We start from the raw sequence: 13,038 nt of genomic DNA, 5'->3' as shown, positions 1-13,038 counted from the left end.
TTCCGTGAGGGCCTGGGTACCCGCCGCCGGGACGCCCAGGTAGCGTCAGGAGACCCCGCGCATAAGCCTGCTGAGGTTCTTGCGTCCGGCGGCGAGCGCACCGGCGCAGAGCAGCGCGGCGGTGCCGAGTACGGCGAAGTAGGTCGCGGCCGACCACACGGTGGTGAGCTGAACGACCTGGGAGCTGAGTGCGCTGCCCATCGCGACGGACAGGAACCACAGACTCATGATCTGGTTGGCGAAGCGGGCCGGTGCCAGTCGCGTGGTCACGCTCAGACCGGTCGGGCTGAGGCACATCTCGGCCATGATCTGGACGAAGAAGGCTCCCAGCAGCCACATGGGTGAGACGCGTCCGCCGTCCGCCGCGGCCAGCCCGGCTCCCGCCATGATCAGTGTCGCCAGGCCCAGTCCGAACAGGCCGAGGGCGAACTTCGCCGCGGTGCTCGGCTGGCGGCGGCCCATACGCAGCCACAGCACGGCGAACGCCCCGGCAAGCAGGATGCTGTAGAGCGGGCCCAGGGACTGGAACCAGCTCGTGGGGAACTCCCAGCCGAACAGCGTGCGGTCGACGTGGTCGCGGGCGAACAGGCTGATCAGGGAACCACCCTGTTCGGCGATCATCCAGAACATGGCGGCCGCCAGGAAAATCCACACGTAGGCGCGCAGCCTGCTGCGGTCCACCGGATCCAGCCCGGCCGCGCGGAACATCGAGGTGAAGTAGACGACCGGGATGACAATGGTGAGCAACGTGATGGCCTGGATGACCCCGTCGGTGAAGGCCCTGCCGAACAGCGTGCTGACGCCGAGCGCCACGCCGACGAAGGCGAGCGCGCCGCCGCACGCGCCGAGCATGCTCCTGGTTCCGTCCGGAGTGGCGGTCCGCACCGGCCGGCGGACCGTGTCCGGCAGCCGGCTGCCGCTCCTGAGGCAGATGAGGAGTCCGATGAGCATGCCGACCGCCGCAGCCCCGAACCCGGCGTGCCAGTTGACGCGCTCGCCGAGGAAGCCGGTGACCAGCGGTGCGGCGAAGGCCCCGACGCTGATGCCCATGTAGAACAGCGAGAACCCGGCGTCGCGCCGGGCCGCGCCCTTGGCGGTGTCGCTCTCGGGCCGGGCCTCGGCGTCGTACAGTCTGCCGACCATCGTGGAGATGCTGGGCTTGAGCATGCCGGTTCCAGCGGCGACGAGCAGCAGGCCGCAGTAGGTGCCGGCAGCGCCGACGGGCAGCGCCAGGACACAGTGTCCCGCCGTGATGACCGCTCCGCCCGACAGGACGGCCCGGTGCGAACCGAGGACCCGGTCGGCGAACCAGCCGCCGGGCAGCGCCAGCAGGTTGACCAGCGCCCCGTACACACCGAAGACCGCCGCCGCCACGTGCGGTGCGAGGCCGAGTCCGCCGACGTCGGGCGACGCCGCGAGGAAGAGCACGAGGATCGCCCGCATGCCGTAGAAACTGAACCGCTCCCACATCTCGATGCTCCACAGCGTGAGCAGTCCTCGTGGGTGCCGTGCCCTGGCCCTCCGGGCCGGGGCCGTGTCCTGCGCCTTCAACCCGTCCTCCTCCCCCGCGTATACCGGCCGGCCGGAACTCAGCCGGCCGCCGGGGACGTCGGGGGCTGCGCGCCGACGGCGAGGACCGGGATCCCGTCGACCACCGGGTACTCGCGGGAGCAGGTGTCGCCGATGCAGGTCATACGGCTGTTGTCGGGGGCGAGTTCGAGCCGCTGGGTGCAGACGGGGCAGGCGAGTATGTCGAGCAGACGGGTTTCGATCATGGTGACTCTCCTTCGTGTTGCCGGATCCAAGGTTGTCGGGGCTCCGATGCCGGGTCCCCGGGGCTCGGGTGTGCTCGGTGGTGCCGGACCGCGGTGGTCACGCCCGGTACGGTGTCGGCGCCTGTGCGGGCGGATGTTCGCGTACGGCGTCCGCGGGGGACGGTTCGTCGAGCGGGTCCTCGGGGAGAAGTGCCGACACCGGCGCTCCGGCCTTGAGCAGCATCTCCCGGTACTCCTCGGCCGGGTCGGAGCCGAGCACGATGGCGCCGCCGGCTCCGACGGTCCATTGCCCGCCGGACCGGACGGCGGTCCGGATGACGATGTTGAGGTCCGCGCCACCGCCCAGGCCCAGGTATCCGATGGACCCGGAGTAGATGCCGCGCGGTGCGCCCTCCAGCCGGTCGATGATCTCCATGGTCCGCAGCTTCGGGGCACCGGTCATGGAACCGCCCGGGAAGCAGGCGCGCACGCAGCTGACGGCGTCCGCGCCGGGGCGCAGCGTGCCGCGCACGGTGGAGACGAGCTGGTGCACCGTCGCGTACGACTCCACATGCATCAAGCGCGGCACATGGACGGTTCCGATCTCGCAGAGGCGGCCGAGGTCGTTGCGGAGCAGGTCGACGATCATCAGGTTCTCGGCCCGGGTCTTGGGGTCGGTGGCGAGGGATTCCTTCAGCCGCGCGTCGGAGGCGGCGTCGGAGCCGCGCGGTGCGGTGCCCTTGATGGGCTTGCTCTCCACGACCCCGTCGGTGGTGATACGCAGGAAGCGTTCCGGTGAGGAGCAGGCCGCCTCCATCTCGCCGAACCGCAGATAAGCCGCGTAGGGGGCCGGGTTGAGGCGGCGCAGCCGGGTGTACGCGGCGAGGGCGTCGGCGTCGGCCGGGACCGTGAGCGTGTTCGTCAGGCAGATCTCGTAGCTCTCCCCAGCGCGCAGTTCCTCGCGGCAGCGGCGCACGTCCGCCAGGTGCTGTTCCCGGCCCCGGGCGAGCCAGTGGTCCGGCGGGGCGGGGGCGACGGAACCCGGGGCGGTTACGCGCGCGGAGTGCGGCGGGAGCGCGGCGATGCGTGAGCCGGTCTCGCGCAGCCAGAGCTCGGCGCGCTGCTGGTCGGCGCGGTCACGGCGCGACAGGCACAGGAGGTAGGCCGTCCGTTGCTCGTGGTCGACGGCGACCAGCCGGTCGGCGAAGATCCACCCGGCGTCGTCGGCGGTGGACGGCCGGGCGAGCGGTGATCCGCAATCGGCGCGCAGTTCGTAGCCGAAGTAGCCGACGTAGCCGCAGGCGAAGTCGAAGGGGAGGCCGGATGCCTCGGTCCGGCGGCGGGCGAGCTGGTCGCGCAGGTGGTCGAAGACGGTGCCCGCGACCTTGATCATGGTGCCGTCGGCCGCGGTCACCTCGACGTGGCCGGAGTCCGCACGGTAGCGCACGGTCTCGGCCAGGGGTCCGGAGGCGTCGCCGAGGAAGGAGAAGCGCGAGAGGCCCGGTTCCACTCGTGAGCTGTCCAGCCAGAAGGCGTGCGGGGAGTCGGCGAACAGAGCGCGGAAGACCTTCTCGGTGTCCGGTTCCCTCCCCAGCCGGCGTACGTGCAGCCGGTACGGCCCGCCGCCCCGCCGGGCGCCGTCGCCCCGGTTCGTCCTCCCCGCCGGGCCGGACGCCCGGCGGCGGGTGCTGCGCGCCCCGGACACGGACGCGTCGCGGTGGGCGAGGGCCAGGCGCGCGTAGTTGGCAATCAGTTCCGCGCCGAACTCGGTGGAAACGGACTCCGGGTGGAACTGCACGCCCCACTGGGGCAGGGTGCGGTGGCGCAGTCCCATCACCACGCCGTCCTCGGCCCACGCAGTCGCCTCCAGGGCGGCGGGAAGGGGTTCGGGTACGGCCAGCGAGTGGTAGCGGACCCCGGTGAAGTTCTGCGGGAGTCCCGCGAAGAGGCCCTCGCCCCGGTGGCGTATCGGGCTCAGGTGTCCGTGCCGGGGCACCGGCGCCCGGTGCACGCGGGCACCGGTGGCCAGTGCGATGCCCTGGTGCCCCAGGCACACCCCGAGGGTGGGGAGCCCGGAGCCGGACAGCAGGTCGGCGGCCGGTCCGAGGTCACGGGGCCGGCCGGGGTGCCCCGGCCCGGGGGATATCACCAGGCCGTCGAAGGCGTCGGGGTCCACCTGCCGCAGCGCCGGGTCGTCGTTGCGCAGGACCACGGGCTCCACCCCCGTCGTCCGGGCGATGAGCTGGTAGAGGTTGTAGCTGTACGAATCGTAGTTGTCCACGAGCAGCGTCCGCATGAGGGCTCCTGGTGCGGTTCGAACGGCGACGGCGGGGCGGGCCCGCGAACGGATGACGGTCGGGCGGCGGGGGTGCCCGGTGGCCCGTGCCGGGCGTCAGTGGCCCATGGCCAGCCCCCCGTCCGCCGGCACCACGGCTCCGGTGACGTAACTCGCCGCCTCCGAGGCGAGGAAGGCCACCACGGCGGCGATCTCCTCGGGGCGTGCCGCCCGGTTCAGCGGGGTGCCGGCGAGGATGCCGTCCCGGCGCCGCGCGGGCAGGCCGGAGGTGAGCCGGGTGTCGACGAAGCCGGGGAGCACCACGTTGCAGGTCACTCCGTCCGGGCCGAGTTCGCGGGCGACGCTGCGGGCCAGTCCGGTCAGGCCTGCTTTGGAGGCCGCGTAGGAGACCTGCCCGGCCATGCCGAGTGCGGCGGCGACGGAGGAGATCAGGACCACCCGGCCCCAGCCGCCGCGGACCATCGAGGGAGCGGCCCGGCGCACGGCACGCCAGGATCCGGTGAGGTTGGTGTCGACGACGCGCCGGAAGGACGCTTCGTCGGTCCGCATGAGCAGGCCGTCCGCACGGATACCGACCCCCGAGATCAGGATCTGCACGGGGCCCTGCATTTCCTCGGCGCGAGTGAACGCCGTGTCGACCTGCCGGGGGTCGGACACGTCGCAGCGCACGGCCGCGAAGCCGTCGGGTCCTTCGCCGCCGCGCGAGGCGACGGTCACCCGATGTCCCTGGGCGGCGAGGGCGTGTGCGGCGGCCAGGCCGATGCCCCGGCTGCCGCCGATCACCAGGGCGGAGCGCCCGGCGCCTTCGTCCCTGGGGACCGGCGCCCCCTGTGTGTCCTCGGCGGTCCGGTCCTGCGGCCGGAGGTGACGGTGGCTCACGGAAGCGGCACCGCCTTTTCGAGGGGCTGCATGAAGTTCAGCGCCACGGCGACGGGTTCGGGGTGCAGGAGGGCGGCGCGGGCGAGCACCTGGTTGGGGCCGGTGTCCACGACGGTGGTGACGCCGGCGTCCACGACCGTGCGCATCGCGTCGTTCCACCGCACCGGGGCCGAGAGCTGGCGCAGCAGGTCCTCACGCAGCTCGCCGGTGCCGAGGGCGGCCCTGCCGTCACCGTTGAGCAGGACGGGAACGAGGGGCTCGGCCAGGGGTACGGAGGAGAGTGCCGGGGCCATGGCCCGTTGCACGGGGTCCATCAGCGGCGAGTGGGACGCGACGCCCGCGGTCAGCTCCCGGACCCGGACGTCCTGCTCCCGCGCGGCGCGCTCGGTGACCCACCGCACCGCCGCGGTGTCGCCGGAGACGACCGTCTGCGCCGGTCCGTTGAAACAGGCGGGCACCACCACGCCCAGGGCCGCGGGGCAGGCGGCGCACCAGTCGGCCACCCGGCCTGGTCCGGGGCCGCTGACGGATGCCATCAGGGCGGGCCTGCGGCGGGCCTCCTCCCCCATCAGCCGGGCGCGCCGGGTGACGAGGCGCAGGGCGTCATCGAAACCGAGGGCACCGGCTTCGACGAGCGCCGCGAAGTGTCCGAGGCTGTGGCCGCCGACCAGGGCGGGCGGTGACCAGTGGGTTCCGGTGTGTTCGCGCAGCGCTGCGGCGGCCGCGAGGGCGGTCGCGACGACCGCCGGGTGGGAGATCTCCGGTGGCGCCAGCTCGGCCGGGGTCCCTGCGCGGCAGAGCCGTACGAGATCGAGACCGGTCGCCTTCCGGGCGCGTTCGAGCACGTCGGCGGCGGAGCCGAAGGAACGGCACAGCCGGCGGGCCATCGCGGGCAGGTGCGAGCCCGCGCCGGGGAAGACCAGGGCGTAGCGGCCGAGGGAGATGTCGTCGAGGACCGTCATGCGCTCAACTCCCCCCACAGGCGGGCCAGATGCACCTTGCCCGACCCGGTGCGCGGAAGCGTGTCCCGCAGGTCGAAGCGGGTGGGCACCTTGTACGAGGACAGGGTCCGGGCGACGTGCCGGCGCACCTCGGTCTCGGTGACGCCGGGTTCGACGGCCAGGAACGCCACGAAGAGATCGCCGTGTCCCTCGGTGCCCTCCGGTGGTGCCGCGACCCGGCATTCGGTCACGCCGGGTGCAGCCAGGACGGCGCGTTCCACCTCGTCGGGGTCCACCTTGCGGCCGGCCACCGAGATGCGGCGGGTGGTCCGGCCCTCGACCACGACGGTGCGGGGGGTGGGGAGCCGTCCGGTGTCCCCGGTCCGGAACCAGCCGTCGATGTGGCTCGTACGGCTGAGGTCGGGCAGCCCCCAGTAGATGACCGGTCCGCCGTCATGGCGGAGGTACAGCTCGCCGGAGGCGTCCGGGTCGTGCACGGCCCAACTGCCGTCCTCGGTGCGCAGCCGTGCCTCGACGCCGGGCATGAGACGCATCGGCCCGCCCGGGTCGCCGACGGTGTACGCGATCTGGCCGAACTCGGTGCACCCGTACTGGTCGCGCAGTGGGACACCGGCGGCCTTGAGCCAGTCGCGGGCGAGCTGGGCGGGGAGGGGTTCGCCCGCGCTGACGCAGACCCGCGGCGCGGGAGCCGTCGGCGGTTCGCCGACGGCGAGCAGCGAGCGGTAGAGGAACGGCACGCTCTGCACGACGGTGGCATCGCTGCGCCGCAGTGCGGCGGCGAGTGCCGCGGGGGTGGCGGGGTGCGGGGCGAGCACCAGCGTCGCGCCGGTGAGGAGGGCGGGCAGCAGGGCGACACCGAAGGCGTAGGCGTGGTGCAGCGGGGTGGTGCAGAGAATGCGGTCGTCGGCGCGGTAACCGGCGGCTTCGGCGAAGGCCGCCGCGTTGGTGAGGGTGGCGTCCCAGGGCTTGCGTACCACCTTGGGCAGGCCCCCGGTTCCGGAGGTGACCAGGCCGAAGTACCGCGCGGGCGGCTGCTGTCCGGCCGGTGCGTGCCCGAAGGACACGGGTGAGGCGGGCCCTGGAGCGACGGGAACGGCGGACGCCGTTACGGGCGGGCCGGCCGGCGTCGGGGCGGGCTCGCCGGCCGGGGTGTGCCAGGTGGTGGCGCCGGCGAGGGCCGCCACCTGGCCGCGTTCGTGGGCGGTCGCACGGGCGTCGTAGAGCAGTGGTTCGGCACCGTTCGCGGCCACCGCGAGCAGGGCGACGACAGTGTCCGGATGATTGCGCCCGAGTATGCCGACACGTCGGCCCGGCACCCGGTCGCCGGCCGTTCGGTACCGGGCGCGGGCCCGGGTGACCCGTGCGTTCAGCTGTTCCCAGGTGACGGCACCGCTCTCGTGCTCCAGCGCGGGGCGGTGCGGGGTGTGCGCGGCCCACCGGGCGAGGGCCGCGGCCAGGGGCGCCGCGCTCATGCGCCGGCTCCCGGTACGAGGGCGACGCGGGACCCGCCGCCGTACAGCTCGATGCCGTTCGACGGCCGCCGCGCGTACCAGTCTGCGAGCGCGGCGAAGGGCGCGCCGGTGCCGCCTTCGTCGCCGGCGTCGTTCCGGGGTCGTACGGCCGGGTGGCCGCCGCCGGGGCGCCAGTCGGTGATGGTCCCCCAGCCGCCGTCGGCGCTGAGCACCACGGCCGCGGTGCTCAGCGTGGTGGGGGTGGTGTCCCCCGGCACCTCGGGAAGCGGCCAGTGCGCGGTGGCGACCAGGACCCGCGCGCAGCGCCCGGAGGCGATCATCCCGGCCGCGTAGCCCAGCGCGTCCACTCCTCCGGCGGGGCCGGTCAGCGTGATCGCGGTGCCGTCGAGCCCGAGTTCGATACAGAGCCGTCCGGTCAGCGAGTGCGGCGAGTAGTCCAGGAAGCACTCCGGTGCCAGCCAACGGGGGCCCGGTCCGTCCAGCACCTCGGCGATGTACGTGGCGGTGGCCGCGGTGGCGCGGTGGGAGGCGGTGACACAGCCCAGTTCGCGGGCGTCCTCGGAGGTGATCCCGGCGGCGTCCAGCGCCTGCCGGGCGGTGGCGAGGAGTTCGGGGCCCAGCACGTCGCGTACCGCCAGCGGCATGCGGGGCAGGTCGTCGGTGTCCCCGGGCATCGGGGGGATCTGCCGGGGCGCCGAGAGCAGGGCGGTCCCGGCGATCCGGGCGGTGTCACGCCTCACGGCCGAACACCACCGCGACGTTGGAGCCGCCCAGGCCGCACGAGATGGTCATGGCGGTCCGAGGAGGGTGGTCGGGGCTCTTGTCGCCCAGGTTGAGGTGGTCCCAGCGCGGGTCACGGTCCTCCAGGCCGAGCGTGGGGAGCACCTCGCCGCGAACCAGGGTCAGTACGGTCACGATCGCCTCCACAGTGCCTGCGGCCCCCTGGCAGTGGCCGAGCGCTGCCTTGGTGCTCACGACGGGGATGCGGGGCAGGCGTTCGCCCAGCACTTCTTCCAGCGCGCGGAGTTCGGCCACGTCGCCGTGGCGGGTTCCGGCGGCGTGCGCGTTGACGTAGCCGAGTTCCTCCGGTTCGGTGCGGGCGTCCCGCAGGGCGCGGCGGATCGCCTTGGCCACGCCTTCGAAGTCGGGTCGGGCCGCCTGGCTGGCCTCGTTGCTGCCGCCCCAGCCGCGCAGGTGGGCGTAGGCGTGCGGCGAGCTGGACTCGAGAACCATGGCGGCAGCGCACTCGGAGACCCGGATGCCGGAGCGGCGGGTGCTGAATGGGCGGCAGCCGCGGGGACTGAGTGTGCGCAGGGAGGCGAGCCCCTGATAGGCGGTCTCGGTGACCGTGTCCACGCCGCACACCAGGACCCGTTCCGCGGTGCCGTCGCGCAGCAGGTCCGCGCCGACGCCCAGTGCGGTGGCGCCGGCCGCGCTGGCGTTGCCGACCTGGATCACCGGTGCGTCCCACGCGGGTGCGGAGTGCGGGGTCCAGCCCGCGCCGGCGTTCGGGGAACGGCCGTCGCGCCAGTCGCGCCACGCCTCCGCGGAGGGGCAGTCTCCGCTGTCGGTACTGCCGAGCACCAGGACGGTGGGCACACCGCGGCGTCCCGTGCGTGCCTCCGCGTCGGCCAGGGCGTCGGTCGTCGCCCGGTGCAGCAGGTACGGCAGCCTCCCCGGCCGGCCCGGGGCGGGTGCGTCGGGTGCGTCGGCGGGTACGAATCCGGCGATCCGGGCTCCGGTGCGGGAGACGTCGAAGTGCTCGATGGTGCGGAAGTCGGCGGTGCCCCGCTCGCAGTCCCGCCACAGCGCGTCCACACCGGCCCCGCCCGGCGAGAGCACGCCCAGTCCGGTGACCGCGACGGACGGCGCGGTGTCCCGGCCGCGCGGCACCGCGTTCACGGCTGCTCCGCGGGTGGGCGGCCGTGCTCGGACAGGTAGCGCACCAGCGCGTCGACGGTGTCGGCGATGTCCCATAATTCGCCGTCGGCGATCCGGTCGACTGCGCACTCGCGTTCGAGTGCGGCGAGGACGGTGACGATGTCGAGGGAGTCGATGCCGAGGTCGTGGAACTTCTCCTCCCGCCCGACGCTTCTCGCGAGGTCCTCACCGATCCGGTCGGCCAGCCGGTCGCGCACCAGGCTCTCCAGCCGCCCGGTGGTGTCCTGGCCGTCGTGTGTGTGCCGCATCCGTCTCCCCTCTCGTGTGTCCCGCTCAGTGGGTTCGTACGTGCGTGCCCTCGCGGCCGGTGACGGCCGCGACATGGCCGGGGGCACCGGCCGGCAGCGCACGCACCGCCCAGCCCTCCAGGTCGCCGGGGCGGGCGACGCTCACCCGTCCGTCGGCGTCGACCTTCGCGCCGATGCGGCCGAGCGCGTGGCCCAGGGCGGTGCCCGACGCCTTGGCGTAGGACTCGGCACTCGTCCATGCCCCGAGGAGCGCGATCCGGCGGCTGTACGGGGACAGCCCGGCCAGCCGGCGCCGCTGGGCGGAATCGAACAGCCTGGGCTCCAGCCCCCGCAGGTCGACGGTCCTGGCCGCGGTCTCCACGTCTACGCCTACCGGTCGGCCGGCGTAGTCGACGGCGACGGCCGCCAGGAGACCGGCATGGGAGACGGAGATCCGCCAGTCGGGCCCGTCCGGTGCCAGGCGCACCGGACCGTGGTCGGTTCCGCCGCACCCGGGGCAGCGGGTGAGCAGCCCCACCCGCGCGGGGTGCAGGCCGAGCCGGCCGCCGAGCAGCGAGCGCAGCAGGCCACGCGCGACGGTGAACCGGTCCCGGGCCCGGAGGCCCATCCGGGCCGACCTGGCCCGCTCGGCGGGGCTCAGCAGCCCGGAGCAGTGCCGGGCGAACTCCGGGCTGACCACGGCCTGGCGCACATCGGCGGAGCCGTCCTCCGGCGGCGGCCCGCAGCGCGCGAGCCGGGCCAGGCTGCGCGGGTGTGTGAGGGCCTCGGTCGCCGCCGCGGGGCCCGTCGGCAGCTCCGTCACGGGATCTCGCTCTCGTCGAGCCGTGCCAGGATGTCCTCCACGGTCTCCTGCGCCTTCTGCCCGGAGGTGTCGATCCACAGGCCGAGCCGTGCGGTGTCCCGCCGGAAGACCCGGTCCAGTTCGGGGGCGCCCCAGCCGCCGTTGCCGTACGCCCGGGCCGCCCGGCCCGCGTCGCGCCGCAGCACGGTGTCGCTGTCGGGTGCCAGCACGATCACGTGCCTCGGATGTACGTCGCCCAGCAGGCCGACGAACTCCTCCAGGTACCGGCCGAGAAGGTTGTCCTCGGCCACCACGGTGAAGCCCTCGGCGGCGTACGAACGGGTGAGGTGGGCCAGGTGGCGCAGGCGCAGACCGTACTGGCGCAGCGCGGCGGGCGACGGGGCGGGGGTCATCTCGGCCCGGCCGGTCACCACCAGGCGGCGCAGCACGTCGCCCTCGATCAGCACCGCCGGGTCGAAGCGCCGGGCCAGCAGCGCGCTCACCGTCGACTTGCCGCTGCCGGGGATGCCGGTGAGGACGAACACCCGCCCCCGGCCGGAGTCGTGTGAGGCCTCGTTCACGCGACGGCTCCGGCCGCGGACGGTTCACGGGTCGCGCTGCCGGAGCCGTGGTGGACCTGCCACTTGAGCGGGGGCTCACGGAAGGTCATGAGTTCCACGAGGAGGCGGTTGCCGATCGGCTCGACCTTCTGAAAGGCGCGCTTGACCGCTTTGGTGCCCGTCTCGCCGAGGGCGTCGGGGAGGTACTGCTTGATCTGTTCGAACAGCAGCCACTGGCGTCCCTTGCGGTTCTTGGTGACGCGCTCCACGTAGGCGGGCTCGATGCCGTACTTGTTGGCGAAGTGCTTCAGCGTGTCGGCCGTCCAGGCGTCGCTCCAGCGCAGCATGAAGTACGGCAGGTCGGTCAGTGCGAACGGCGGTGGCATCCGGTAGGTGATCACTGACGAGGGTTCGAACCACACGGTGCCGCCCGCGTCCAGGACCCGCCGGCTGAAGTCGAGGTGCTCACGGGTGGTCAGCAGTCCCTCGTCCATGCCGCCGACCCGGTCGAGGACGGAGCGGCGCACCAGCGCGCAGTGGAACTCGATGATGTCGCACTGCTGTCGCCTCAGCTCCTCGGCGGGAACCTCGGAGATGTGCTTCATGAAGTGGCGCTGGGTCTGGACGAAGCTCCTGGTCCCCCAGGTGCCCGAGAACTCCATGTCGCCGCCGGCCATGTGTACGGTCTGCTCATCCAGCGGCCCGTGCAGGTAGAGGGGTCCGACCATCGCGGCCTTCTCCTCGTCGGCGCAGGCGAGGAGGGGTTCGAGCCAGTTGGGGGTGTATTCCACGTCGTTGTCGAGGAAGGCGACGTACTCCCCCTGGGCATAGCGCAGTCCGATGTTGCGGGCGCAGTTCGGGGACACGTACTTGTTGACGCGCACGGCAGTGAAGCGGTGCGCGTCGCTCAGCCGCTTCAGGCGTTCCCAGCGCTCACGCGGGGAGTTGACGTCCACGTACACCACGTGGCACGGGACACCGGTGTTCTCGGAAAAGCTCTTCAGGGACTCCTCCGCGTAGGAGAAGCGCTCCCGGCTGGTGATGACGGCGGTGACGCGGGGCGAGGTATCCATGTCTGCTCCGTTCGCGTACGGGTGAGGGCCGGTGCAGGTCAGTCGGGTCGGGCGGTGACCAGTGCGTAGTGGCCGTACACCGGGGTGGCCTCACACCGCGGGAATCCGGCCTCTTCGAGCAGGGCGGCGATTTCGGGCAGGGTCCGCAGCCGTCCTCCGGTCATGACGGCGAGGGCCATGGAGTATCCGGCGGCGGTCGCGGACAGGTGGCGTGAGTCGTCGAGCAGCACTTGGTGGATCAGCAGGCGGCCGTCAGGGGCGAGGGCCTCGCGCGCCTTGTCCATGAGTTCGCGGGTCCGTTCGTCGTCCCAGTCGCTGAGGACGTCGGCGAAGAGGATCCGGTCCTGGCCGGCCGGCCAGGGGTCCGTGAACATGTCCCCGGGGCGCAGGGTGACGCGGTCTGTCAGTCCGGCGTCCGTCAGGACGCGCGTGGCAGGCTCCTCCACGACGGGCAGGTCCATGACGGTGGTCTCGAGGTACGGGTTGCGCCGGGCCAGCGCCATGGAGAAGGTGCCGACCCCGCCCGCGACGTCCAGCAGCGAGGTGCAGCCCGACAGGTCCAGGTGGGCGGCGAGCGCCGCGGCGGGTGCCGCCGAGTGCGCGTGCATGGCGCGGGCGAAGAGTTCGCCGTGGTGTGGGGAGCGTTCGTGCGTCTCCCAGATGGCCTTTCCCCGGTAGCCGTGCGAGCCGCCGTTGCTGACGACGTGGCGGACGGCTGTGCACCTCTCGTCCCAGCCGAGACCGAGCATCGGGCCCCAGTAGCGCGCGGCGCCCCGCAGCAGGAAGGCGCCCGCGGAGGGGGTGAGGTGGTACTTCGCGCCATGCACGGCGAGGAAGCCGAGCGCGGTCAGGAAGGAGAGGAGCACGGTGGTGCCGTGGGTGTCGAGGCCGCGGGTACGGGCAAGGTCCTCGGCGGACGCGGGCTCCTCGGACAGCACGGAGAAGATGCCGAGCCGGTCGGCGACGGCCAGGGCGGGCAGCCGGTACTGGGACATGTACGTGTCCATCAGCAGCCGGTCGTCGGGGGCCGTCGCGTCGGTGTCGGCGCCGGGGGGCGTCACGGCCCTTCCGG

The 13,038-nt window shown here is 73.3% G+C and carries 13 protein-coding genes; all 13 read right to left on the bottom strand.

Translation table 11 applies throughout. The annotated features are described in order from the left end of the window. Positions 1–45 precede the first annotated feature (45 nt). The 13 genes from ACFXKG_RS21220 to ACFXKG_RS21160 all read right to left on the bottom strand — a co-directional run bounded on the left by ACFXKG_RS21220 (position 46) and on the right by ACFXKG_RS21160 (position 13,027). The gene (locus tag ACFXKG_RS21220) at positions 46–1,551 is read right to left on the bottom strand and encodes a peptide MFS transporter (RefSeq protein WP_384841092.1); all 1,506 of its coding nucleotides are present in this window, start codon (positions 1,549–1,551) and stop codon (positions 46–48) included. A gap of 38 nt (positions 1,552–1,589) precedes the next feature. Then, positions 1,590–1,775, bottom strand: coding sequence for a Trm112 family protein (locus ACFXKG_RS21215; RefSeq protein ID WP_384841089.1), 186 nt, complete (start codon positions 1,773–1,775; stop codon positions 1,590–1,592). Between the two features lie 97 nt (positions 1,776–1,872). Further along, the gene (pabB, locus tag ACFXKG_RS21210) at positions 1,873–4,050 is read right to left on the bottom strand and encodes an aminodeoxychorismate synthase component I (protein ID WP_384841085.1); all 2,178 of its coding nucleotides are present in this window, start codon (positions 4,048–4,050) and stop codon (positions 1,873–1,875) included. Between the two features lie 96 nt (positions 4,051–4,146). After that, positions 4,147–4,836, bottom strand: coding sequence for an SDR family oxidoreductase (locus ACFXKG_RS21205; RefSeq protein WP_384841160.1), 690 nt, complete (start codon positions 4,834–4,836; stop codon positions 4,147–4,149). Between the two features lie 89 nt (positions 4,837–4,925). Further along, the gene (locus ACFXKG_RS21200) at positions 4,926–5,891 is read right to left on the bottom strand and encodes an ACP S-malonyltransferase (protein WP_384841082.1); all 966 of its coding nucleotides are present in this window, start codon (positions 5,889–5,891) and stop codon (positions 4,926–4,928) included. Then, positions 5,888–7,363, bottom strand: coding sequence for a class I adenylate-forming enzyme family protein (locus ACFXKG_RS21195; RefSeq protein ID WP_384841078.1), 1,476 nt, complete (start codon positions 7,361–7,363; stop codon positions 5,888–5,890). The genes ACFXKG_RS21200 and ACFXKG_RS21195 overlap by 4 nt, the downstream gene beginning before the upstream one ends. Continuing rightward, positions 7,360–8,103, bottom strand: a complete 744-nt coding sequence (locus ACFXKG_RS21190) for a beta-ketoacyl synthase N-terminal-like domain-containing protein (RefSeq protein ID WP_384841076.1) — start codon at positions 8,101–8,103, stop codon at positions 7,360–7,362. Before ACFXKG_RS21190 ends, ACFXKG_RS21195 begins: the two co-directional genes overlap by 4 nt. Then, entirely contained in the window at positions 8,093–9,265 is a 1,173-nt protein-coding gene (locus tag ACFXKG_RS21185; RefSeq protein ID WP_384841073.1) for a beta-ketoacyl synthase N-terminal-like domain-containing protein, read from the bottom strand. Before ACFXKG_RS21185 ends, ACFXKG_RS21190 begins: the two co-directional genes overlap by 11 nt. After that, the gene (locus tag ACFXKG_RS21180; protein WP_384841070.1) at positions 9,262–9,552 is read right to left on the bottom strand and encodes an acyl carrier protein; all 291 of its coding nucleotides are present in this window, start codon (positions 9,550–9,552) and stop codon (positions 9,262–9,264) included. Before ACFXKG_RS21180 ends, ACFXKG_RS21185 begins: the two co-directional genes overlap by 4 nt. A gap of 25 nt (positions 9,553–9,577) precedes the next feature. Continuing rightward, positions 9,578–10,354: a 4'-phosphopantetheinyl transferase family protein gene (locus ACFXKG_RS21175; protein WP_384841067.1), complete on the bottom strand. Its 777-nt coding sequence runs from the start codon at positions 10,352–10,354 to the stop codon at positions 9,578–9,580. Next, positions 10,351–10,914, bottom strand: coding sequence for an AAA family ATPase (locus ACFXKG_RS21170; RefSeq protein ID WP_384841064.1), 564 nt, complete (start codon positions 10,912–10,914; stop codon positions 10,351–10,353). The genes ACFXKG_RS21175 and ACFXKG_RS21170 overlap by 4 nt, the downstream gene beginning before the upstream one ends. Beyond that, the gene (locus ACFXKG_RS21165) at positions 10,911–11,966 is read right to left on the bottom strand and encodes a glycosyltransferase family 2 protein (protein ID WP_384841061.1); all 1,056 of its coding nucleotides are present in this window, start codon (positions 11,964–11,966) and stop codon (positions 10,911–10,913) included. Before ACFXKG_RS21165 ends, ACFXKG_RS21170 begins: the two co-directional genes overlap by 4 nt. Positions 11,967–12,004: 38 nt before the next feature. Then, a complete protein-coding gene (locus ACFXKG_RS21160; protein WP_384841058.1) occupies positions 12,005–13,027 on the bottom strand; it encodes a methyltransferase in 1,023 nt (340 codons plus the stop codon). Positions 13,028–13,038 lie beyond the last annotated feature (11 nt).

The sequence above is a fragment of the Streptomyces sp. NPDC059255 genome (assembly GCF_042752355.1).
GTDB lineage: Bacteria > Actinomycetota > Actinomycetes > Streptomycetales > Streptomycetaceae > Streptomyces.
The sequence above is the reverse complement of the archived record's forward strand: the minus strand, read 5'-3'. Positions and strand labels throughout refer to the sequence as shown.